This is a genomic window from Metabacillus idriensis, assembly GCF_050483325.1.
GTDB lineage: Bacteria > Bacillota > Bacilli > Bacillales > Bacillaceae > Bacillus_P > Bacillus_P idriensis_A.
In genome coordinates this window covers 43,256-64,974 of record NZ_JBCMYF010000021.1, presented here as the reverse complement: position 1 = coordinate 64,974, position 21,719 = coordinate 43,256, and the positions used below count along the sequence as shown (strand labels likewise).

General features: G+C 41.8%; 21 protein-coding genes. 4 read left to right on the top strand and 17 right to left on the bottom strand.

Annotated features, from left to right (window positions below; all coding sequences use genetic code 11):
- Positions 1 to 9 precede the first annotated feature (9 nt).
- Entirely contained in the window at positions 10 to 1,122 is a 1,113-nt protein-coding gene (locus tag ABEQ24_RS13065; protein WP_430007185.1) for an MFS transporter, read from the top strand.
- A 2-nt stretch (positions 1,123 to 1,124) separates the two neighbouring features.
- Here the strand turns inward: ABEQ24_RS13065 and lepB are convergent, their stop codons facing one another.
- Positions 1,125 to 1,625, bottom strand: coding sequence for a signal peptidase I (lepB, locus tag ABEQ24_RS13060; RefSeq protein ID WP_430007184.1), 501 nt, complete (start codon positions 1,623 to 1,625; stop codon positions 1,125 to 1,127).
- Positions 1,626 to 1,642: 17 nt separating this feature from the next.
- Entirely contained in the window at positions 1,643 to 2,260 is a 618-nt protein-coding gene (locus ABEQ24_RS13055; protein WP_430007183.1) for a TVP38/TMEM64 family protein, read from the bottom strand.
- 181 nt (positions 2,261 to 2,441) lie between these two features.
- On the opposite strand from ABEQ24_RS13055, the gene ABEQ24_RS13050 reads away from it, so the two are divergent.
- The gene (locus ABEQ24_RS13050; RefSeq protein WP_430007182.1) at positions 2,442 to 2,804 is read left to right on the top strand and encodes a hypothetical protein; all 363 of its coding nucleotides are present in this window, start codon (positions 2,442 to 2,444) and stop codon (positions 2,802 to 2,804) included.
- Here the strand turns inward: ABEQ24_RS13050 and ABEQ24_RS13045 are convergent, their stop codons facing one another.
- On the bottom strand, positions 2,805 to 3,377 hold the full coding sequence (locus ABEQ24_RS13045) for a competence protein ComK (protein ID WP_430007181.1): 573 nt from the start codon (positions 3,375 to 3,377) through the stop codon (positions 2,805 to 2,807).
- A gap of 353 nt (positions 3,378 to 3,730) precedes the next feature.
- On the opposite strand from ABEQ24_RS13045, the gene ABEQ24_RS13040 reads away from it, so the two are divergent.
- Positions 3,731 to 3,964 (top strand): IDEAL domain-containing protein, encoded by a 234-nt coding sequence (locus ABEQ24_RS13040; RefSeq protein ID WP_133311990.1) that lies wholly within the window; start codon positions 3,731 to 3,733, stop codon positions 3,962 to 3,964.
- 259 nt (positions 3,965 to 4,223) lie between these two features.
- Here ABEQ24_RS13040 and aceA read toward each other — a convergent pair whose 3' ends face one another.
- The 9 genes from aceA to ABEQ24_RS12995 form a co-directional block, all read right to left on the bottom strand.
- Positions 4,224 to 5,510 carry an isocitrate lyase gene (gene aceA, locus ABEQ24_RS13035; RefSeq protein WP_430007180.1) on the bottom strand — a complete coding sequence of 429 codons (1,287 nt, stop codon included), beginning with the start codon at positions 5,508 to 5,510 and terminating at the stop codon, positions 4,224 to 4,226.
- 234 nt (positions 5,511 to 5,744) lie between these two features.
- A complete protein-coding gene (locus tag ABEQ24_RS13030; protein ID WP_430007179.1) occupies positions 5,745 to 7,013 on the bottom strand; it encodes a M48 family metallopeptidase in 1,269 nt (422 codons plus the stop codon).
- A 74-nt stretch (positions 7,014 to 7,087) separates the two neighbouring features.
- Positions 7,088 to 7,393 carry an AzlD domain-containing protein gene (locus ABEQ24_RS13025; protein WP_430007178.1) on the bottom strand — a complete coding sequence of 102 codons (306 nt, stop codon included), beginning with the start codon at positions 7,391 to 7,393 and terminating at the stop codon, positions 7,088 to 7,090.
- Positions 7,383 to 8,102, bottom strand: coding sequence for an AzlC family ABC transporter permease (locus tag ABEQ24_RS13020; protein ID WP_430007177.1), 720 nt, complete (start codon positions 8,100 to 8,102; stop codon positions 7,383 to 7,385). The genes ABEQ24_RS13025 and ABEQ24_RS13020 overlap by 11 nt, the downstream gene beginning before the upstream one ends.
- 17 nt (positions 8,103 to 8,119) lie before the next feature.
- Positions 8,120 to 8,671 carry a helix-turn-helix domain-containing protein gene (locus ABEQ24_RS13015; RefSeq protein ID WP_430007176.1) on the bottom strand — a complete coding sequence of 184 codons (552 nt, stop codon included), beginning with the start codon at positions 8,669 to 8,671 and terminating at the stop codon, positions 8,120 to 8,122.
- A 162-nt stretch (positions 8,672 to 8,833) separates the two neighbouring features.
- Positions 8,834 to 9,604, bottom strand: coding sequence for an enoyl-CoA hydratase-related protein (locus tag ABEQ24_RS13010; RefSeq protein ID WP_430007175.1), 771 nt, complete (start codon positions 9,602 to 9,604; stop codon positions 8,834 to 8,836).
- 17 nt (positions 9,605 to 9,621) lie between these two features.
- Complete coding sequence (locus tag ABEQ24_RS13005; protein WP_430007174.1) at positions 9,622 to 11,178, bottom strand: fatty acid--CoA ligase family protein; 1,557 nt, start codon at positions 11,176 to 11,178, stop codon at positions 9,622 to 9,624.
- A 159-nt stretch (positions 11,179 to 11,337) separates the two neighbouring features.
- The gene (locus tag ABEQ24_RS13000) at positions 11,338 to 12,327 is read right to left on the bottom strand and encodes a lipoate--protein ligase (RefSeq protein ID WP_430007173.1); all 990 of its coding nucleotides are present in this window, start codon (positions 12,325 to 12,327) and stop codon (positions 11,338 to 11,340) included.
- 12 nt (positions 12,328 to 12,339) lie between these two features.
- The gene (locus tag ABEQ24_RS12995) at positions 12,340 to 13,080 is read right to left on the bottom strand and encodes an MBL fold metallo-hydrolase (RefSeq protein ID WP_430007172.1); all 741 of its coding nucleotides are present in this window, start codon (positions 13,078 to 13,080) and stop codon (positions 12,340 to 12,342) included.
- A 150-nt stretch (positions 13,081 to 13,230) separates the two neighbouring features.
- Here ABEQ24_RS12995 and yhfH point away from each other — a divergent pair, with 150 nt between their 5' ends.
- Positions 13,231 to 13,365, top strand: coding sequence for a protein YhfH (yhfH, locus tag ABEQ24_RS12990; protein WP_070879296.1), 135 nt, complete (start codon positions 13,231 to 13,233; stop codon positions 13,363 to 13,365).
- 263 nt (positions 13,366 to 13,628) lie between these two features.
- Here the strand turns inward: yhfH and ABEQ24_RS12985 are convergent, their stop codons facing one another.
- The 5 genes from ABEQ24_RS12985 to hemY form a co-directional block, all read right to left on the bottom strand.
- Positions 13,629 to 15,692 (bottom strand): catalase, encoded by a 2,064-nt coding sequence (locus ABEQ24_RS12985; RefSeq protein ID WP_430007171.1) that lies wholly within the window; start codon positions 15,690 to 15,692, stop codon positions 13,629 to 13,631.
- Between the two features lie 132 nt (positions 15,693 to 15,824).
- The gene (locus ABEQ24_RS12980) at positions 15,825 to 16,847 is read right to left on the bottom strand and encodes a LacI family DNA-binding transcriptional regulator (protein WP_430007170.1); all 1,023 of its coding nucleotides are present in this window, start codon (positions 16,845 to 16,847) and stop codon (positions 15,825 to 15,827) included.
- A 188-nt stretch (positions 16,848 to 17,035) separates the two neighbouring features.
- Positions 17,036 to 19,513 (bottom strand): YhgE/Pip family protein, encoded by a 2,478-nt coding sequence (locus ABEQ24_RS12975; protein WP_430007169.1) that lies wholly within the window; start codon positions 19,511 to 19,513, stop codon positions 17,036 to 17,038.
- Between the two features lie 80 nt (positions 19,514 to 19,593).
- Entirely contained in the window at positions 19,594 to 20,166 is a 573-nt protein-coding gene (locus ABEQ24_RS12970) for a TetR/AcrR family transcriptional regulator (RefSeq protein WP_430007168.1), read from the bottom strand.
- Between the two features lie 116 nt (positions 20,167 to 20,282).
- Positions 20,283 to 21,704: a protoporphyrinogen oxidase gene (hemY, locus tag ABEQ24_RS12965; protein ID WP_430007167.1), complete on the bottom strand. Its 1,422-nt coding sequence runs from the start codon at positions 21,702 to 21,704 to the stop codon at positions 20,283 to 20,285.
- Positions 21,705 to 21,719 lie beyond the last annotated feature (15 nt).

The window sequence follows — 21,719 nt, the reverse complement described above, 5'->3', positions numbered from 1 at the left end:
GGCAGGATTATGAATAAGATGAATCTACTCTCATTCTTTTTTTTGATTACGGCTATCATGGTCGCAAGCAGCATCTATATTCTTATTCCGATTTATCGCGAAACAGCAGAAGGCATTGGAATTTCATTTGATGAAGCTGTACTCGGAAGCACTTTTTTCACCTTTTTCTATGCAGCCGGGCTTCTTGTATTTGGTCCGCTTACAGAGATCGCCGGGAAGAAAAAAATTCTCATTGCCGGATTTGGCTGCTCCATCATTGCCACGATTCTTTTAGCTTTTGCTGCGCCTTCAACCTTTCTCCCGCTGCGCTCCTTACAAGGATTCTCTTTGGGCTGCTTCGCGCCTGTCGCATATGCCTATTGTTTTGAATCATTTGATGAGAAAACACGGACACGGCTGATTTCCCTCATCAATATGGGCTTTTTGATGTCGGGCATCATTGGTCAGCTGATCAGCTCAGCGATTGCTGCAGCTTTCAATTGGGCTGCAGTGTTTTATTTTTTTGCATGCATGTATGCATTAGCAATGACTGGTATGGTCTTTTTGATTGAGGAGAAAAGAATGGGAGCTGTGCGGAAAAATTTCTTCGCTTCTTTAAGTTCTATTCTTAAAAATAAAAAATTGCTGCTGTGTTATCTTCTTGCTCTTGCGATGCTAATGTCATTTGTTGCTTACTATGAAGGTTTTCACAGAAAATACGGGGGAACGGTTTCGGATGAGGCTTTGTTTTGGGCAAAAGCCGCTGGATTAACGGGAGTATTTTTCTCACTGAAGAGCGGGATGTGGATTATAAGGTTTGGTAAGCTGACTGCCGTCAGATATGCCATGATTGGTATCGTTCTTTCATTTCTTCTATCATTTTTAAGCACGAATCTTTACATGTCAGCAGGATTTTCTGTGATTTACACAGCGTCGCTCTCCCTTTGCATACCCGCTGTCATTTCGCTTATCGGCGAATACGGGGGAAGTGACAGGGCAACTGCAGTGTCCCTTTATTCATTCCTGCTTTTAGCCGGAGCAAGCACAGGCCCTTTACTAGCGGCCATCTTTTCCTTTCATGAAATTCTGTTTTTGTTCTCGGTGTTTTTCAGCATAGCTGTTCTTTTTACAATCAGAAAATAGGTTCATTTCACTTTTCCAATCACTTCATCCTCACTGATTAAGCCAAATTGCCTGCTGTCACGGCTTACAAGACGATTATCCCCTAAAACAAATAAATATCCCTCTGGAATTGTCTTTCTTCCGGTGATTTCTTTTAAGGTAAAGCTGCCTGTCACTCTTCCGAAAGGATTCCCTTTTTTCAGCGTTTTCAAATAAGGCTCTTCCATCGCCTTGCCATTTACAAACAATTTATCATTTTTATATTCGAGTTCATCCCCCGGCAAACCGATCACTCTTTTGATGTAAGCATCTTCTCCCCCCGGTGCTTTAAACACAACGATTTCAAAGCGTTTGAAATCAAACAGGCGGTGATTGACCTTATTTATGGACAGCAGATGTCCGGCTGTCAGAGTAGGCTGCATGGAAACACCTTCAACCTTATAATCAACGAAAACGAGATTTTTTATGGTAATAATGAGCAAGAATGTGATGACAGCTGTAAAAAAACAGTATCTTTTTCTCATCTTAACCCTCCGTAAATTTAATGATCTCTTTTCTTTTCTAGCATTTTAACATTGAGCCGCTTTTCAAGCTGCTTGCCGATGAACCACAATAAAAAAATGACAGACACGGCAATCACCGTTCTAACAGGCTGCGTAATCAAAGCTCGCAAATCATATCCGATGAAACTGACTAAAAAAATCATCACAAACTTCCCGGAAAGCACAGCCAAACTGAATTGCCAGATACTCACCTTAGACAGTCCCGCTACGATATTAACGGCAGCAGATGGCGTAAATGGAAAGCAAAGCAGCAAAAACAAAGGACCAAACCCGTGCCTCTCAAGCCACCCCATCATTCTCTGCACAGTTGCATTCCGGCTGAAAACCCTGAAGAACCTCTCCTGTCCGTATTTTCGGACAATCAGAAACAGAATCAGTGCACCAAGACAGCTTCCGATCCAGGAATAAATAAAACCGGGCCACAGGCCAAATGAATTGACATTCGCTACAAGAAAAACGACCAACGGCAAAAATGGCAGAAACGCTTCAAGTAAAGGAAGCCCTATGCCCAGCAGCGGGCCAAACGAACGGTAATCCTTAAAAAATTCCATCATTCTTTCAATAGTAAAATAATCCAGAAACGCTTCGAGTTCCATGCGGTAAGCTCCTTACATCTTTATCTATGCTATTATTTTACACGTTTGTGTAAAGACTTTAAACATAGAGGGCAGTTCATTGCGGGAGCATGCATAAAACAGACTTGCATTTCATAAGCTGATAAAGTAAAATAAAATCGAACATATGTTCTTTTTAAAATGTTGAAGCGAGGTTTTTTTGATGACGAGAATTCCCTCAGACCTTCGAGATGCAATTGAAATGTCCATATACCTTCCGATGACCATTTCCATATTCAACCGGGACTTATCCATTATTGAGCAAAGTCCGTTCAAGCTCAAACAGCCTTACCTGAACATCATCGAAGAATCACTCAAACTTGCACAAAAAGATCTGACAGTCGTACGCCATGAACTGAAAAAAAACAGCATAAAGGTCAGCCAGGTGCAAAGAGATGAGGCATTTACAATGTACTCATTCATCTTTAAAGGCTACGAGGAGCAGCACAATTATTTTAATCCGAGAATTCGCAATAAAGTATGCGAACTCATGGAACAATATTTATTTAAAGTGATAAAAAAGTAATTAATGTTTGTTCAGCTCGCGAATGATCTGTTCGTAAATGAGATTCGTCTGCTTTTCCTTTGGAAACAGCACCAAGTTCATCTTGCGGTGCTCTTCTTCAATTCGGGCTGTAATGATCGTGCGCAGCTGAGCCGTCCGGAATAATTGGTTCTCAAAAGAGGTTGAAGAGACTGAAATTGTCACACTTCCCCCATTTGTAAAGAAAATGTCTGTATTATCAAAATCAGCTGCTGTATATTGAAGAATGTGTGCATGTGAAACCCATGCGCATTGACTTCTTGATGAAGAAGACGTCGGAAAGAAATACATATGATTTCCCGGATCAATGACAATCGGAGGTTTATGGGTAATTCCCATTAAATCCCTGGTGGCGGCTTTGCGCCCTTCGTAGCTGGATCCGAAATAAGAACAGCTGCGGTTCATAATCTCCTGAGGACTGAGCTTCACAAAAACCTCCTGCTCTGCCTCAATGACTCTAGAAAACAGACTTCCTCTGTGCGCCTCAGGCAAGATTGCCATCGTCAATCGATTTGCTACGTAATGATCTAAATACTCTGCTTGCTCGTTTTCCAAAAATTTTCACCTCTAGTTATATAGGAATATAGAACTAGTTTCAATCTAGCATATTTATTTCTCTTTTTCTACAATTTTACAATATTTTAACATTTTGATGAAAAGTTAGAGAAAAGGCTATATCCAAATCTTATCTACAAAAAGAAAGCCCTAAATGCGCGACTTCCGGAAAATTCCAACCAATTTTCTGTGTATTGCTCTGCGTTCAACTTATCTTGAGACTCCCATGTTTTCCTGATTTTTAACCACATGCAGAATTTGGAGAAATAAGTTTTCTAAAAATTATAAATATTTAGTTGATTTCTAGGGCTTTTATCCATATAATTAAAAAAAGGCATCAGGGGTGATCTTTCGTGAAAAACAGGAAAACGTATACCGAGATCATGAAGTCCCGTAACACTTTCAAGATGGAAAAGAAACAGGAAACCGTACTTGATATTTACATTCAAATGGTGTTGGATGAAGCTGTGTTAACCCGGAAACTGTCCCTCCTTTCAGAAAAGATCGATGAGTCCTTGGACCGTAATGACAAACCGCTATTTTTAAAGTTAGCCAAAGAATATGCAGAGCTGCGATTAATCATTTAAAAGCAAGCCCCGAAGCGGGGCTTGCTTTTATGTTGCTGGTAAAAGAATTCGCAGGGAATCCATACAAGTTCTTTGATTACCTTTGATTATAATTTTTCAGTTTAAGGCATTAAACAGCCTCTTTTAGCACCATCTTACATGACCTTCTCGGTTCTAATACATCATATAACCTCCTTGATATCAAAAAAGAAAAAGGAAATCCCATACACAAAAAAAGCGGCCGCACTAAAACGATGCGGCCCAGCTTTTTCTGTCCTATTTAAGATTGATTAGCCGTGAACTGCTCTGCTTCTGTAGATCCTTTTAGCGCAGTTGTAGAAGAAGTACCGCCTGTGATGGTTTGTGATACTTCATCAAAGTAGCCAGTTCCGACTTCACGCTGATGTCTTGTTGCTGTGTAGCCGTATTGTTCACTTGCAAATTCAGCCTGCTGAAGCTCAGAGTAGGCAGCCATGCCGTAATCACGGTATTTTCTTGCAAGCTCGAACATGCCGTAGTTTAGAGCATGGAAACCGGCAAGAGTAACAAATTGGAATTTGTAGCCCATTTTGGCAATTTCTTTTTGAAATTTGGCTATTGTCTCTTCGTCTAATTTTTTCTTCCAGTTGAAAGATGGCGAACAGTTGTAGGCAAGCAGCTTGCCTGGGAATTTTGCATGAATGGCGTCAGCGAACTTCTGCGCCTGCTCTAAGTTCGGCTCTGATGTTTCACACCAGACTAAGTCAGCATATGGTGCGTAAGCAAGTCCGCGTGCGATTGCCTGATCAATGCCGGCAGCTGTGCGGAAGAAGCCTTCCGGTGTGCGCTCGCCTGTAATAAATGCCTGATCTTCAGGATCTACATCACTTGTGATTAAGTCTGCTGCATCTGCATCGGTTCTTGCAATGATTAATGTAGGAACGCCCATAACGTCAGCTGCCAAACGTGCTGAAATTAAATTCTTTACAGCTGTTTGTGTCGGAAGCAATACTTTTCCGCCGAGATGACCGCATTTTTTCTCAGATGATAATTGATCTTCGAAATGAACCGCTGCAGCTCCAGCTTCAATCATTCCTTTCATTAATTCAAATACATTCAGCTGTCCGCCAAAGCCTGCTTCTGCATCGGCAATAATCGGAGCAAACCAGTCGATGTTTCCTTCTCCCTCAAGATGCTGAATTTGATCGGCACGCTGCAGGGCCTGATTGATCCGTTTAACAACAGACGGCACACTGTTTGCCGGATATAAACTTTGATCCGGGTACATTTGTCCCGAAAGGTTTGCATCAGCTGCTACCTGCCAGCCGCTTAAATAAATCGCTTTCAATCCTGCCTTTACTTGCTGAACTGCCTGATTTCCGGTAAGGGCGCCCAGTGCATGTACATAATCTTCCGTCTGCAGCAGGTTCCAGAACTTTTCAGCGCCCCTGCGTGCAAGTGTATGTTCAATATCAATAGATCCGCGAAGGCGAATAACCTCTTCCGCTGTATATGGTCTTTCAACTCCGTTCCATCTTTCATCCATTGCCCAATTTTCCTGTAATTTCAGTGCTCTTTCATTCGTCATTTCCTGATCCCTCCAGTAGGTTGTTTGTATTGTTATAATACAGTTATAAATTTATAGTATTAATATATAACAGATTAATTGGAAATGGAATCTTTTTCTTTAAAATTTTTTGAATTTTTTATTTTTAGAGATTGAATGCTTAATAGAATGGGCGTTTCAATGGAAAAAAGACAATGATTGCAGGTGAAAATAAAAACAGCGCTGCTCCGTAAAGAGACAGCGCTGCTGCTATATTTATTTATCAGAATTACCGCTTCCCCATTCCTCAAGATACGTAATCCGCTCAAGGATTGTAGGATGGCTGTATCTGAAAATTTTCACCAGGCCGGGTGGATTAACCTGACTTAGGCCTGCTTTCGTCAACTCCTGAAACGTATTGACGGCTGCTTGCGGATTTTCAGTCATTTCAATAGCGTATAAATCTGCGTCCTTTTCCTGATGGCGAGACATGATGTTCGAAAACGGATCTGATACGAAGGTGAGCATTCCCAGGAGCATCAGAAACAACGGCAGGGAAGCAAGCTGCTGTTTTTCCGTGATATTCAGAATATGCCCGAATCTCCTGATTGAAAAATTCATTAACCGGTTGATCAAATATAAACCGATCAGCGTCAAAACAAGGTAGCCGGCAATTCCGACATAAATATGCTTCATGACGTAATGTCCCATTTCGTGTGCCATGATAAACAGAATTTCTTCCTCACTCAGTTTGTTTAAAGTAGTATCCCAGAGCACAATTCGCGAATTCTCTCCAATTCCGGTTACATATGCGTTTAACGCATTTGTTTTCTCCGACATATTCACTTCAAACACATGCTCTGCCGGGATATCCGCTTTTTCCGCTATAGCCAGGATTTTCGTTTCAAGCTCTTTGTTTTTAAGCGGGGTAAAATCATTGTAAAGCGGATCAATTAGAACAGGCTGGATAAACATTAAAAACAGACTGAACGGAATCGACAGCACCCAGGCAAAAAGCCACCACTTCCTGGAAAACTTGCGGATAAGCCCATACAGCACAGCAACAATTAAAATCATAAACGCATAATTCACCCAGAAATCAATCAATTGATCTTTCATCCATCCAGCAAAGGATTGAGTTGTGATGTGGTAAGACAGCGAGATTTTATAGCGCATCCATTCAATTGGGAACGCACAAAGTGTCACGATAAAAGAAAGCCAGAACACAAATACCGCAGTCTGTATGACAAAGAAGCGTGAAATCCCTTCAGACCAATGCTGAATTTTCCTTGAAAATCCAATGACTAGAATAACGAAAAAGATAAACCATTCAAATGGAGCGGTGACAAAATAGAGAAAATCCCTGAGCCTGGAATATTCGCCTGACAGCACCAGTTCTCGGCTGTTCATAAACGTATTCGGGTCAGCTGAACCTCCCTGAAACTGGGTTGGCAAGGCGGAATCTGCCCCCATATAGATATACCAATAAACAAACAGGCCATACAAGAAGTAAATCAGGACTGAAACAGTCAGCCATTTGCGCATGATGATGCCCCCTCGAACAAGCTCTTTGTATTAGTGTAGTTCACGACAAAGAGAGTTAGAACTTAAAATTCGGGTTAAAACACGAGCCCGTATACAATCAGCGTCAGGATGGAGCTCATCACAACGACGATGACATTTACACCAAGATAAGCAATGGCAAAAGCAGCAATCCCCCCAGTGATTCCAAACCAGATATCTTCTTGAATAAGAAAAACACCAGGAACAATCAATGCTCCGAGGGTTGCATAAGGAACGTTTCTTAATACATTCTGAACAAAAGGAGGCAGCTCGATACCGCTTAGAGCCACCAAGGGTATCATCCTCGGCAAATAGGTGACAACTGCCATGCCGAAAATCATCATCATGACATTACTGATCATTTTGCTTCTCCTCCTTTGAATAGATGAGCTCAATTAAAACAGCTGAAAGCAGTGTAGATGCAACAATAGCCCATCCAGTTGACATGAGCCCAGTCAGGTAAATGATCGAATGAATAACCGCGGCGGCTGATGCCAGAAAAACAACTTTCCTCTGCTTTTTCATTGAAGGAACTAAAAGACCGATAAACATTGCATATAGTGCAACCGACATGCTCTCTTGCAGCGTTTCCGGCAAGTTGGCTCCTATCAAATGCCCAACACCTGAAAACAGTACCCAGCTTGAATAAGAAATGAAAATAAGCCCAAACATATAACCGGCTGAAACATGCCCTTCTTTCACAGAAGCAACCGAAAACGTTTCGTCTGTAATCCCAAATGCATATAGCGCTTTTTTCCACAAACTGTCTTCTTCAACCTTTTCATTTAAAGAAGCTGACATTAAAAAATGCCTGATATTCACAATAAAAGTAGTAAAAATAATTTCAAATACTCCTGTGCCGGCTGCAATCAGGCTCAGCGATATGTATTGTGCAGCTCCCGCAAAAACGAAAATACTCATTAAAACAGTTTCAGATAAAGCAAGTCCAGTATCGCTTGCAAGCAGCCCGAATGTGATAGCAACAGGCATATAGCCAATTGCAATGCTGAGACCTGCTGTTATTCCTTCAGAAAAATGTGACTGTTTTCGCATAAAGGCTGTTGTTGCCATTCTTCTCCCTCTCCTCTTTACGGATAATAGATCAGCAGAAAACAGTTTGCGGCTGCATCTGCTTTATTTTCGTAGACATGCTCCCGATTAGCGGTAAATTTGATGGAGTCTCCTTTTTTCAGCTCATAATAAGCCTCTCCAATAGAAACGGACATTTCTCCTTCACTAACAAACAGATACTCTTCAACTCCGCTTAAATGCTGCTCTGAAACATGCTTGCATCCAGGCAGCAGCTCAAGCAGAAAAATTTCAAACTTCTTCTGCTGATCATAAGGAAAATAGGAAAAGACATTGTATAATTCATTTAAATCCTGAACAGCTGTTTTATCAGCTCTGCGTACAACCGCAACACTCGTCTGTTCTTCTTCTACGAGAGACGAAAAAGATACCCCAAGCCCGTTTGCAATTTTCCAGAGCGTATTAACAGTCGGACTTGACTGGCCCTTTTCAATCTGTGCAAGCATTCCTTTGCTCACACCCGTAACGGCTGAAAGCTGATCAAGGCTGTACTGCCGCATTTTCCGAACGTTTTTCAAATTTATTCCAATTTGTTCCTGCAGTGATTTCATAAGTTCTCCCTTTTGATTTGTTTTATATAGTATACATTCGTATTATATTTTGAACAATATAAAAAAAGAAATATTCTGATTTTTGAGACCAAAGTCCAAGATAAGGATTTATCCATTGGAAAAAAAGCACAGAAAAAGCGGCCAATCATGGCCGCTTCCTTCTTATTTCCCTTTAAAAACGGGTTTTCGTTTTTCGCTGAAAGCCGCTAAAGCTTCGATGCGGTCTTCGGTAGGAATCGTTATTTCATAAGCCTTGCGCTCAATATGCAAGCCTGTCTGAAGATCTGCATTCATTCCCTGTTTAATGGCAAATTTAGCCTGTTGCAGAGCAATTGGCCCATTTTTGAGCATTTCTTCTGCAAGCTCGATTGCGGCAGCCAAAACATCTGGAGCTGTCTTTGAAACAAGACCATACTCCAGTGCTTGCACTGACGTAATTTTGCGTGCCGTTAAAATAAGCTCAAGCGCTTTAGCCTCGCCGATAATGCGCGGAAGGCGCTGTGTTCCCCCTGCACCGGGAATGATGCCAAGGCCTGTTTCGGTCAGCCCGACAGACGTGCCTTCTGCAATCAGCCTGAAATCACATGACAGGGCAAGCTCCATCCCTCCGCCGAATGCATATCCGTTAATGGCTGCAATTGTGGGCTGGGGAAGGGCATCGATCTTTGTGAATACCTCGCCGATTTTATATAGATTCCGTTTTACCTGCTGATCTGTCAGAGTCTTTCTCTCTTTCAGATCGGCCCCTGCACAAAATGCCTTTTCCCCTGCACCTGTAAAAATCACGGCCCTGACTTCAGGATTCGTCCGGATATCTTCAACTGCAGCCTCAAGCTCAAGCAGTGTTTCATAATTGAAGCAGTTGAATACCTCCGGGCGATTTAACGTGACAACGGCCAGGTTCTTTTCTACTGTGTATAAAATGTTGGTCAAAACAGACTTCCTCCTGACTATTTTTGAAGAACTTGATCTTTAAGCGCCCTGCGCAAAATTTTTCCCGTTGTATTTTTAGGAAGTTCTTCTAAAAACTCAATGGAACTTGGAACCTTATACTTAGCTAAATGTTCGCGGCAGTATGCTTTTAATCCTTCTTCTGTCAGTGAATGATCTTTTAAAACAACAAAGCATTTCACAGCTTCTCCCTGGTTTGGATCCGGAACGCCGACAACGGCTGCTTCCACTACTCCAGGATGATTGTAAAGCACTTCCTCAACCTCGCGCGGATAAACATTATATCCGCCGACTATCACCATGTCTTTTTTGCGGTCGACAATAGTAAAGTAGCCTTCTTCATCCATCGTGGCAAGATCTCCGGTATAGAGCCAGCCATTTCGGATGGTATGCGCTGTTTCTTCAGGCATTTTATAGTACCCCTTCATCACGTTTGGACCTTTAACGATCAGCTCTCCAACTTGTCCATGAGGCACTTCTTCTCCTAATTCATTGACTACTTTATTTTCGACATTCAGTATGTTCGTGCCGATCGAGCCTGCTTTTCGCGGCCGGTCAAGCGGATTAAAGCACGTTACTGGAGAAGCCTCAGATAAACCATAGCCTTCAGAAATCACAACTTTAAACTTCTGCTCAAATCCTTTTAAAAGCGCAACCGGCATCGATGCTCCGCCTGAAATACAGAGTCTCAGAGACTCTAGATCGTCTGCATCCCCCGCCGCGTGCTGTAAAAGGAAATTATACATTGTCGGCACACCTGCAAAAACAGTAGCATCATAGGTTTTAATCAGCCTGAAAATTTCACCTGGGCTAAAACGCGGTACAATTAACAGTGTTGCCCCGCTGATTAACGGTGCATTGAGTGATACCGTCAAACAGAAAACGTGGAACATAGGTAAAGCAGCAACCACCTTGTCCCCATCATTCATTTTCAAATAAGAACCTACATCTTTTGCATTGCAGTAAAGGTTCTTATGAGTAAGCATTGCCCCCTTAGGCTTTCCTGTGGTGCCTGATGTATATAAGATGACAGCAACATCTTCTTCTGAGAGAATGACCTCTTCCGGATCCGAAACAGATGAAGCGATTAAACTTGTAAACGATTTCAATTTCGTGCTGATTGAAAGTGCTGAAACATCCAATCCTGAATTTGCATCAGATGGAGGAGTTTCGCATGAAATGATATTCTCAAGGCTTGGCAAAACAGGATTCATTTTTTCAAATAAAGGCAGCAGAACATCAAGAGCAACAATTGTTTTTACATCACCATTGTTTAAAATATACCCGATTTCATCTGGTGTGTAGATTGGATTGATTGGAATGACTGTAGCGCCGGCCCTCATCGCTCCGTATAGCGATATAACAAAATATGGTGAATTCCCAAGCACCAGAGCGAGATGATCCCCTTTTTTCACTCCGAGCTTCTGCAGACCATCCGCAAATTTGCTGATTAAAACATCCAGTTCCCCGTAGGATGTTTCCTTTCCCTCAAAGATAAATGCCGGCTTGTCTTTATACGTACTAGCGGATAAAGACAGCTGTGATGATAAATTCATTCTCCCACCCCTTGTAAAAATGAATGAATAGCCATTCATTTTCTAAAAATTTAAAACTATAAGTCTATTATATTTTATAGCACAGAAATACTCAACAAACTGGTTGTTTAAATTATTTCAAAAAAAAGATGTCCGATTTACGGACATCCCTTACATGTATTAATACAGCAGATCGATAAACTGATCTTTCTCAACGTTTCCAAAATAGTGTTTGATATTAACGTCCCTGAGAGCAAACTCAATTGAAGAACGATCATATTGCAGCCCTTTTAAACGGTTTTCAATTTCTTCAACATCTCCTACTCCGAAGAAATCGCCAAAAATTTTGCAGTTTTCAATTTGGCCTTTCTTCACTTCCAGACGAACATCGATCTGGCCGATTGAAAAACGGTGTGAGTGCTGAAGGTTAAAGGTTGGCGATTTGCCGTAATTCCAGTTCCAATTTTGATAGCGTTCTTTTGAAAGTTCATTGATTTTTTCCCAGTCTGATTCTGTCAGTTTGTATTGCGGAATTTCGCCATCCGTATCAAAGATATAACGGAGAATCATCTCTTTGAACTGCTCAATCGTGATTTTTTCTTCCAGAAATTCGCTTATGTTTGCTACCCGGCTGCGAATCGATTTTATGCCCTTTGACTCAATCTTGTCTTTTTTCACCACTAACGCTGAAACGACATTCTCCATCTCTGAATCAAACAGGAGAGTGCCATGGCTGAACATTCTGCCTCTCGTTGAGAACTGGGCATTCCCTGAAATTTTTCTGCCTTCAGCCAAAATATCATTTCTGCCGCTTAGTTCAGCATCTACGCCCAAACGCTTTAATGCACGTGTTACTGGTTCAGTGAACTTCTTGAAATTGTGAAAGCTGTCTCCATCGTCTTTCGTGATAAAGCTGAAATTCAAGTTTCCAAGATCGTGATAAACAGCTCCGCCGCCTGATAATCTGCGGACAACATGGAGCCCTTGATCTTCTACATATTTCGTATTAATTTCTTCTATTGTATTTTGATTCTTCCCGATGATGATGGAAGGTTCATTGATATAGAAAAGCAGATAAGTTTGTTCAGGATCTAAGTTTTTCAGGCAATACTCCTCTATGGCCAGATTTATTCTAGGATCCGTAATCCCCTGATTATCGATAAATAGCATGGTTTGTTCCTCCTAATTTTCCTTTGTCCATTTTAAGCCGGAAGCGGCAAGGCGGACAGGACCTTGATAGATTGTCTGAGCTTCTGAGAGTAACTGCTGATGATTCCCGAAATGCGGCAAATGAGTAAGCATTAATTCCTTTACGGAAGCGAGATTTGCCAGTTTTGCCGCATCGTAACTATTCATATGGCCTGCACCTGATCCATCCATCTCCCCGTAAAAATTGCACTCGCAAAGAAGCAGATCTGCTTGTTTTGAAAAGGGAATAAATTCTTCGATGAAGCTTGAGTCAGCTGTATAAACGACTTCTGCAGCACCATCAGAAATCCTCATTGCAAAGCAGTCTGCCGGATGCTTTGTTTTTAAGAAACGAATGGTAAAAGGGCCAATTTGCAGCTGCTCATTTGGATTATAGGCCTTTCCTATTGTCACGTCTTTATATGTAAGTCTTGCAAATTCCGGCTGATCAGCGGCATGTCCGTAAATCGGCAGTGCTCTGCTGCTCTTGTTTAAGTACTTTGCAATCAGTCTTGCAAATTGAAGAGGTCCCACATCTGAAATATGGTCATGGTGATAATGGGAAAGGATAACTGCATCAAGATCTTCAGGCTTCACATAATTCTGCAGCTGTGATAATACAGCACTTCCGCAGTCTACAAGAAGACGAAATCCGGCAGATTCAAAAAGATATCCCGATGATGCCTCATTCACCGCCGGATACCCGCCCCAAAAACCAACTACTGTTACCTTCATGACAATCCTCCTTTATTTTTATTCCTACCTCTCAATATACCCATTTTTTAAAAAAATTGCATGTTTTATGACATTGTTACAAAACAGATGTTGACATACCTCTATCTGTTATAATACAATGACATTAACAACAACTTGGAGGGGATACCAATGTTAGTTAAAATGACTGAATTTTTCAAAAACCTGCCTGCTAAGAAGTGCTTGGAGTGCGGGGATAAAATTGAAGAACAGCATGAGTGTTACGGCAATACATGCGATAAATGCATGAAAATCAACCACATTTAACCCTTGTTCATCCTAACAATACCTATATTTTGGAGAAAGAATGCAACGTTCTTTCTCTTTTTTTATGCAATAAGAAAAGCGCAAGCGCCCGTTTAGCGCAGGCAGACAGATAAGGATCAGCCAGTAAAGGCGCTTTTTGCCTTTACTGGCTGATCCGTTCTGGCCGAGGAGTTGGGCGATTCCGCTCGCCATCGAAGCGCAAAATTTTATACTTTCTTATCTCTTAAAAAAGACACTGAGAACTCAGTGCCTTTCTTCTCCTATTATACTTCTCTGTCCCAATGACGATGCTCGGCTGCTGCTGCAATAAATGCATCAGCGAAAGTCGCCGCTTTTTCTGCTTCTTCAGCAACAACTACGCCTGAACCATTGCCAATTCCCGCTGATTCAAGAATTTCGGCCGCTTCATAAGCTGCCCCGATTGCTTTAAAGTGGCTGAAGCCTTCTTTCAAGAAAGCAGCAGCTTCTTTCTTCTGCAGCAAGAGATCACGGCTTTTCGTTCCTCCGGCAACGAAAATGGCGTCAAATAAGACGGAATCACTAGTAAGGAAAGTATGGTCCACTTCAAGTTCATGACCGTCATCACTTTTAAGAGGACTCAATGTATGACTGATCACTTCAGGCGTAATGCCTGCTTCTTTCAATGAGCTTAAAAATGGATGAAGTTGAGAAGCATTGTACCCGTCCTCAGCGAGAATCGCTACTTTGCGTGTATCAGGCACTTTAATTGTTTTTTCCTGACTTAATGCAGGAGATGAGTTTGTTACACCTGACTCTGCAGCATCCTTACTTACGGAAGCCCCAATGCCTGCAGCAACCTCATTTGCAAGCTTCATGTCGATTGAACTGATCATGTCTACAACCTGCTGCTGCACATCTTTGCTCTTTACTTTTCCAAGTTCAAAGCGGAAAGCTGCAGTCATATGCTGCTTTTCAATATCCGTCATGCTGTTCCAGAAAAGCTTAGCCTGTGAAAAATGATCTTTAAAACTTTCACTGCGCTGACGGATTTTACGTCCCTCTACCTTTTCCTGATAATGTACATAGCCGCCTTCCTCCTCAGATGCTGGACGAGGGTCATTTTGAGAAAGTGAGTTGTTATGGTAAGCCGTCTGACCTCGATTAATTGTCATCCGGTGCATGCCGTCTCTTTGATTGTTATGGAACGGACAGACGGGACGATTGATCGGAAGCTCATGAAAGTTTGGACCTCCAAGTCTTGAGAGCTGTGTATCTGTATACGAAAATAATCGGCCCTGAAGCAATGGATCATTTGAAAAATCAATACCTGGCACTACACTTCCAGGATGGTACGCAACCTGCTCTGTTTCAGCAAATACATTATCCTGATTGCGGTCCAGCGTCATTTTTCCAATCAATTTTACAGGAACGATTTCCTCCGGCCATAGCTTTGTCGGATCGAGAATGTCAAAGTCAAAGTTAAACTCATCCTCTTCTTCTATGATTTGAACGCCTAGCTCATACTCTGGATAATCTCCATTTTCAATTGCTTCATATAGATCTCTTCTATGAAAATCCGGATCTTTACCTGCAAGCTTTTGAGCTTCATCCCACACTAGAGAATGAACGCCAAGCTTCGGCTTCCAGTGGAATTTCACAAAACGGCCTTTCCCTTCCTCGTTTACAAATCTGAAGGTATGGACGCCAAATCCTTCCATCATCCGGTAGCTTCTAGGAATTGCCCTGTCTGACATTGCCCACATAATCATATGTGCTGATTCCTGATTGTTTGCAATGAAATCCCAGAATGTATCATGAGCGGTAGAAGCCTGGGGCATTTCATTATGCGGTTCTGGTTTTAAAGCATGAACTAAATCCGGAAACTTGATCGCATCTTGAATGAAGAAAACCGGTATGTTATTTCCAACTAAATCATAATTTCCTTCCTCGGTATAAAATTTGGTTGCAAATCCCCTGGCATCCCTTACCGTATCGCCTGAACCCCTTGAACCGGCAACCGTTGAAAACCGGACAAATACAGGCGTTTTAACAGATGGATCCTGAAGAAATTTAGCCTTTGTGAATTCTTTCATCGGCTCGTAGACTTGAAAATAACCATGGGCCCCATAACCCATAGCATGCACAATTCGCTCAGGAATGCGCTCATGATCAAAATGAGTCATCTTTTCCCTGAAATGAAAATCTTCCATCAGAGTAGGTCCCCGTACACCCGCTTTTAAAGAATGCTCATCTTCTGAAACACGCAGCCCCTGGTTCGTCGTCATTTTTTTCCCTGTATCATCTACACGATAAGCCTCTAATTGTTCGTCCTTGCTGTTTTTAGGATGCTTGTCCAATTCATTCATTCCTTCCGTCCTATTATATGTACTCTATTGAATTACCACATAATTTCGACAATGAAACCCATATATCTTAGATTCCTTTCATCAAAAAAGACACTGCATGTAAAACAGTGTCCTTAGCTCTCTATTGATTGACTAATTTGTCATTTGGATTTTTGCCATTTCCCTCACAGTTGAATCCCTCACAATAAGCTTCAGAGGAAACTGGTAAATTTCAAGAGAATGATAGATTTTCCTGTTAATTTTATCAATTATTACATCCATTGCTTTTTTAGCCATTTCGCAGACAGGCTGGTGAACGGTTGTAATCATTGGATCAAGCAATTCCGTTATCGCCTGATTATCAAAGCCAACGACGGCAAGCTCATCCGGCACGTTCCAGCCATGCTTTCTTGCTTCAGAAATGATGCCTGCCGCTACTTCATCAGCCCCAGTAAAAACAGCTGTTGGACTCTCATTCAGCCCCTTTAATTCGCGGAAAACTCTTTTTCCATCTTCAATATTGAATGCGTCTCTGAACGCGGCATTTTCGTCAAAAGGCAGTCCTGCTTCTGCTAACGCTTGTTTAAATCCTCTTTCCCGCTCTTTGGCAACATTGCTTCTGTGCCCTCCGCAGCAATACGCGATATGTTTGTGGCCTTGCTCAATCAAGTGCTTTGTTGCTATGTAGCCGCCAAACGCCTGATCTAACCTGATCATAGGGACTTTGGCATTTTCTTCGAACTCATTGCACAATACGATAGGACCATATTCCATATACGGCTCGATTTTGCTCCAGTCATTTTCAAGAGATGCAAGGATCACGCCATCAACCTGCTTTGTTTTAAGCAGGTTTAAATATTTTAGTTCTTTGGTTTTAGAATATTGTGTCTGGCATACGATCAGCTGATAGTTTCTCTCAGACGATGCCATCTCCAATGACTCAATGAACTGGCTGAAAAAAGGATTGAGAACTCTTGGAATGAACACTGCGATAATTTCTGTTTTTTGATTGCGGAGACTTCTGGCGGATGAATTAGGTACATAACCCAGTTCTTCCATTGCTTCTAATACAACCCTTTTTTTTGATTCAGATACATATGGATGGTTGTTGATGACTCGTGATACAGTAGTTCTGGACAGTCCTGCAAGTCTGGCAACATCCTCAATTGTAGACACTTGCTTTCCCCCTCATCTCGCGAACGAATGGTGTCTCTATTTAAATGAAATCGTTCTCATTTTCCATTATATTTCAAAATGTAAGGGCTTTCAATATATAAAACTGTTGAATCTTTTCTCTGTCAGTTCACTCCTGGATCATTCATAATAAAAAACGCCTAAAGCATATCGCTTTAGACGTTTTTCCTTTATGCAGCTAATTCATCTGCTTCTTCTTTTTTATCCTTTCTTAAAGCGAAGAAGAAATAAGCAATTGTGCCAATCATCATAGCACCGATAAAGATCGCCAAAATGCCTGCCTGGTGCCACATGAAGGCAAAGTCACCAGATGAGATGACCGCTTTAAAGCCAGAGACTGAATAAGTCATAGGCAGCCATGCATTAAAGATCTGCAGCGCATTTGGAATCAGTTCAAGCGGGAATGTTCCTGCGCTTGTTGTAAGCTGTAAAATCAGGATGATGATGGCAACAAATCTGCCCGGATCGCCTAATGTTGTCACTAAGAATTGGACCAGTGTAATAAAAGTCAGACTCGTAATGATGCTGAATAAAATGAAATATGGAACACTTTGTACTTCAATGTTTAATCCATATAATAAGACTGCATCTGCAAGCAATGCCTGAATGACGCCAATGACTGCGAGAATGCCGAACTTGCTCATAAACCAGCCGATTGCACTTTTAGGAACGCCAGCCGCCTGTCTCAATGGGAAGACAATTGAAAGCAGCAATGCCCCAACAAATAAACCAAGTGACAAGAAGTAAGGTGCGAAGCCCGTTCCATAGTTAGGAACCGCATTTACCTTTTCATCTTTTACTTTTACAGGTTCGGAAATCATGTCATACGTTTTATCTGAACCGCTTTTGTCTTTTGTTTCTTCTGCGGCTTCACCAAGTTTAGAAGATAGTTCCCCAGTTCCTTCTGATAGTTTGCCTGCACCTTCATCTATTTTTCCAGCACCGTCAGCAAGCTGATTTGTACCGTCCTGAAGAGCAGAAGAACCGTCTGCAAGCTTAGAAATTCCTGAGTTGAGTTCACCGCTGCCGGCTGCAAGTTTGGCAGATCCAGCTTTTGCTTCAGCGAATTTCTGATTAAATGTTTCTAATCCGTTTGTAAGCTTCTGCTGACCTGTTAAAAGCTTGCCCGAACCATCGTATAAAGCTTCTTGACCTGCAACAAGCTGATCTAAAGCAGTTTCAACTTGTTTTTGACCTGCGGCAAGCTGTCCGGATTTTTCTGAAAGAACAGCAGCGCCAGTTTGAAGCTTGCTTGCTCCTGCTGATAGCTTTCCGGATTCTTCAGATAGTGTTGCAACACCTGTTTGAAACTTGTTTGCTCCTGCTGATAGCTGACCTGATTTTTCAGATAAGGTTGACGCACCTGATTGAAGCTTGTTTGCTCCTGCTGATAGCTCTCCAAGACTGCCTTCAAGCTTCTTGCTTCCCTGTGATAATTGATTTACACCTTTTGCTGCCTTAATTAACTTCTGTTTATCTGCTTCAGGCAATGGCATTTTTTCAATTTGAGGAATCATAGCAGCCATCTGATCATTTAATGAAGATAATCCTGCAGATAACTCCGCAGCCCCTGCTTGTGCAGCCTGATTCCCATCAGAAAGACGATTTAAGCCTCCTGAAAGTTCTCCTGCACCGGCTGATAATGCTTTACTGCCGTCAGTAAGCTGATTCAAACCGCTTGATAATTCTCCTGCACCAGCTGATAATGCTTTATTGCCTTCAGCCAGCTGATTTAAACCGCCTGACAGCTCGCCCGCACCTGCACTGAGCTTAGCAGAACCGTCTGTTAACTGCGGGGCTGATTCCTGCAGTTTTTTCATTCCTGCAAGAGATGTACCCAATCCTTCGTTCAGCTTAACAGTCCCTGCTTCGGCTTCAGAAGATCCGCTCTCAAGCTGCTTTCCGCCGTCCTGCAGCTGGCCAAGTCCGCTGTCCAAGCCGTTAATACCTGCTGTCAATTCCTTAGAACCTGCAGATGCATCATGTAATCCATTTTTAAAGCTAATTGACTTCTCAGCCAAAACTTGAAGATTTTTTTTCAGTTTGCCTGAACCGTCTTTCAATTCGCCAACACCGTTATTTATCTCGCTGGCACCATCACTTGCCTGGCCTATGCCGTCTGCAAGCTTATCAATGTTTTCAAAAATACTTTCTGCATAGGTTCTCGTAATCGTATTTGAGACTTCTTCTTTTATTTGAGCAACAGCTGTTCCGCCAATCTGCCCTGATAAGAAGTTAAAGCCTTCATTCGGAACGTATTTTAATTCCAGGGACTGAGGATTTTCGTCCATCAGAGTTGTTGCGTTTTTAGAAAAGTCCTCAGGAATTTCAATCATCATGTAATATTGTTCATTTTCAAGGCCTCTTACTGCTTCATCCTTTGAGACAAAATCCCATTTGAACTTTGGATTATCCCTCAAATTATCAACCAGATCTGACCCAATCTTTAAATCGGTTCCATCGTAATCTGCCCCGGTGTCTTCATTAACGACTGCAACCGGCAGCTGATCTAATTGTTCATATGGATCCCAAAACGCCCACAGGAACATTCCGGCGTACATTAGCGGAATAAATAAAACAGCGAGTACTGGAATAAGAACTTTTTTGTTGGAAACTAATGCTTTCCATTCTTTCGCTATTAAGCTCATTCAAAAATCTCCTCCTATAAATACACATATTGACCGATTTGTTCATTTGGTCAATTTGGTTTAAAAAAATAGAGGACCATCTATTTTGACAATCCTTTTAATAAGTAAAGCTGGAAAAGATCTGCTATTTCCGCTTTTTCAAGCGGCTGATGATGTTTTTCCCAATCAAAAATAAGGGAAATGTATAGCTTTACCATCACAAATGCGGTTACTTCAGGATTGCATTCCCGAAGCTCGCCTTTTGAAACAGCAGCTTCAATTTTTGAAGCAATAAACTGCAGGATCATTTTCTCAAGGCGCTGCACAACTTCCTGCACAGCCGGTGTGCCAACATCTGTGCTTTCTTGAAAGATTTTGATTGTGAACTGATGTTTTTTCCGAAATTCAAGCAGACTGTATAGAGCACGATGTACATTTTCGAAAAAAGGCAGATCATCATCCATTGCTTTTTCTGCTTCTATTCTCATTTCAGCAAGAAGCGTGGATACAATCTCATCAAAGAGCTCTTCCTTGTTTTTAAAAAAAGTGTAGATGGTCCCTTTGCCAACGTTGGCAAGCTTCGCAACAGAGTCCATTGTTGTAGCTTTGTAGCCAAATTGTGTAAACGACCTTTTTGCAGCTTCCACAATTAAATGTTTTCGATCAATGCTCAATCGGCTAACCTCCATCAGAATGACCAAATGACATTTTCGGTCAACTAGTACAGAAATTAATATATCACAGGAATTTCCCGCAATCAAGTTAAAACATCAAAAAAAACAACTCTTATTTAAAGAGTTGCCTTTTTGAGATACTCCAATGCATTAGCTGAAGCCATTATTCCTTGATCAATACAATCAGGAATCCCTACTCCGGAATATGAAGCACCTGCTAAAAACATGCCGGGATATGAATTCATGATTTTAGTTTTCACCTCAAGAATTTCTTCCTGATGACCGACATTATATTGCGGCATCGCTTCTTTCCACCTTGAAACGACAGTGAATTCAGGTTTCTTATCTATTTTCATGATTTTGTTTAAATCCTCTAAAACAGCACTGATAATTTCATGATCCGGCTGTTCCACTATCGCCTGATCACCTGCTTTTCCTACATATGCCCGGATCAAAGCTTTTCCTGCCGGAACGGTATGAGGCCATTTACGATGTGTCCATGTGCAGGCAGTAATCGTGTAATCGCCATTTCTGGAAATAACAAACCCTGTGCCATTTCCTTCAATCTCAACGTCTTCTTCCGGAAAAGCCATGGCGACAGTCGCAACTGATGTTGAAGGCATTTCCTGCATATACTGATAATTTTCTTTATCAGGAAGCATATTTGCCGTTTGCTGATGAGGAGTTGTGATGATAACGGATTCCGCCTCAATTATCTCCCCATTGCTAAGCCTCAGAATATATCCAGCGTCTTTTTTCACAATACTTTCGACTTTGACGCCTTTTAATATCTTTGTATCGTCAAGCTTGCTTTCAGCGGCATCCACCAAACTCTGCAGTCCGCCTTTTACCGTTTGGAAAATCCCTTTTTTACGTGCAGGTTCATGTTTTTGGTTCGATGAGGGCAATCCTTTTTTCATTCCGAGTATCAGGCTGCGGTGATCCTGCTCCACTTTATGAAATTGCGGAAATGTCGACATCAAACTCAGCTTGTCTATATCTCCTGCATAAATTCCTGACAGAAGCGGTTCAATCAGATTTTCGACAACTTCATTCCCAAGACGCCTTCTGAAAAAATGACCAAGTGACTGATCACCTGTCTCTCTTTTCGCAGGAAGGATAAAATCACCGGCAGCTCTTGCCTTCCCCAAAATGGAAAATAACCCTGTCGTAACAAAAGGAAGGATTTGTGTAGGGATACCCATTACAGCTCCTGCCGGAATCGGATGAAGCCGATCTCCTACTAGCACATATGATCTTCCTGTTGCATTGTTTACGAGCTCTGACGCAAGTCCGACATCCTTGACAAACTGCGGGGCACTCGCTTTTCTTTCAAGAAAAGAGTCAGGTCCGCGTTCTATGATAAATCCATCCTTATGGACAGTCTGGATCTTCCCCCCAAGTCTCGGACTTGCTTCAATCAAGATTGACTCTGCCAGCAGGTTGTTTTCCTGTATTTCTTTTTGCAAGTAAAATGCCGCGGATAATCCAGTTATCCCTCCGCCAATGATGACAACTTTCTTTTTCTTGTCAGTCATTGTTTATCGCCTTCT

What these genes read in the sequence shown, in the direction of transcription:
- ABEQ24_RS13020 (WP_430007177.1), bottom strand. Translation starts at nt 8,102, where the DNA reads ATGGCAACAACAGCCTTTATGCGAAAACAGTCACATTTTTCTGAAGGA.
- yhfH (WP_070879296.1), top strand. Translation starts at nt 13,231, where the DNA reads ATGTTAGTTAAAATGACTGAATTTTTCAAAAACCTGCCTGCTAAGAAG.
- ABEQ24_RS13055 (WP_430007183.1), bottom strand. Translation starts at nt 2,260, where the DNA reads ATGGAACTCGAAGCGTTTCTGGATTATTTTACTATTGAAAGAATGATG.
- ABEQ24_RS13030 (WP_430007179.1), bottom strand. Translation starts at nt 7,013, where the DNA reads ATGCGCAAATGGCTGACTGTTTCAGTCCTGATTTACTTCTTGTATGGC.
- ABEQ24_RS12975 (WP_430007169.1), bottom strand. Translation starts at nt 19,513, where the DNA reads ATGAGCTTAATAGCGAAAGAATGGAAAGCATTAGTTTCCAACAAAAAA.
- ABEQ24_RS12995 (WP_430007172.1), bottom strand. Translation starts at nt 13,080, where the DNA reads ATGAAGGTAACAGTAGTTGGTTTTTGGGGCGGGTATCCGGCGGTGAAT.
- ABEQ24_RS13050 (WP_430007182.1), top strand. Translation starts at nt 2,442, where the DNA reads ATGACGAGAATTCCCTCAGACCTTCGAGATGCAATTGAAATGTCCATA.
- ABEQ24_RS12985 (WP_430007171.1), bottom strand. Translation starts at nt 15,692, where the DNA reads ATGAATGAATTGGACAAGCATCCTAAAAACAGCAAGGACGAACAATTA.
- ABEQ24_RS13025 (WP_430007178.1), bottom strand. Translation starts at nt 7,393, where the DNA reads ATGATCAGTAATGTCATGATGATGATTTTCGGCATGGCAGTTGTCACC.
- hemY (WP_430007167.1), bottom strand. Translation starts at nt 21,704, where the DNA reads ATGACTGACAAGAAAAAGAAAGTTGTCATCATTGGCGGAGGGATAACT.
- lepB (WP_430007184.1), bottom strand. Translation starts at nt 1,625, where the DNA reads ATGAGAAAAAGATACTGTTTTTTTACAGCTGTCATCACATTCTTGCTC.
- ABEQ24_RS13015 (WP_430007176.1), bottom strand. Translation starts at nt 8,671, where the DNA reads ATGAAATCACTGCAGGAACAAATTGGAATAAATTTGAAAAACGTTCGG.
- ABEQ24_RS13065 (WP_430007185.1), top strand. Translation starts at nt 10, where the DNA reads ATGAATAAGATGAATCTACTCTCATTCTTTTTTTTGATTACGGCTATC.
- aceA (WP_430007180.1), bottom strand. Translation starts at nt 5,510, where the DNA reads ATGACGAATGAAAGAGCACTGAAATTACAGGAAAATTGGGCAATGGAT.
- ABEQ24_RS13000 (WP_430007173.1), bottom strand. Translation starts at nt 12,327, where the DNA reads ATGCTATTTATCGATAATCAGGGGATTACGGATCCTAGAATAAATCTG.
- ABEQ24_RS13005 (WP_430007174.1), bottom strand. Translation starts at nt 11,178, where the DNA reads ATGAATTTATCATCACAGCTGTCTTTATCCGCTAGTACGTATAAAGAC.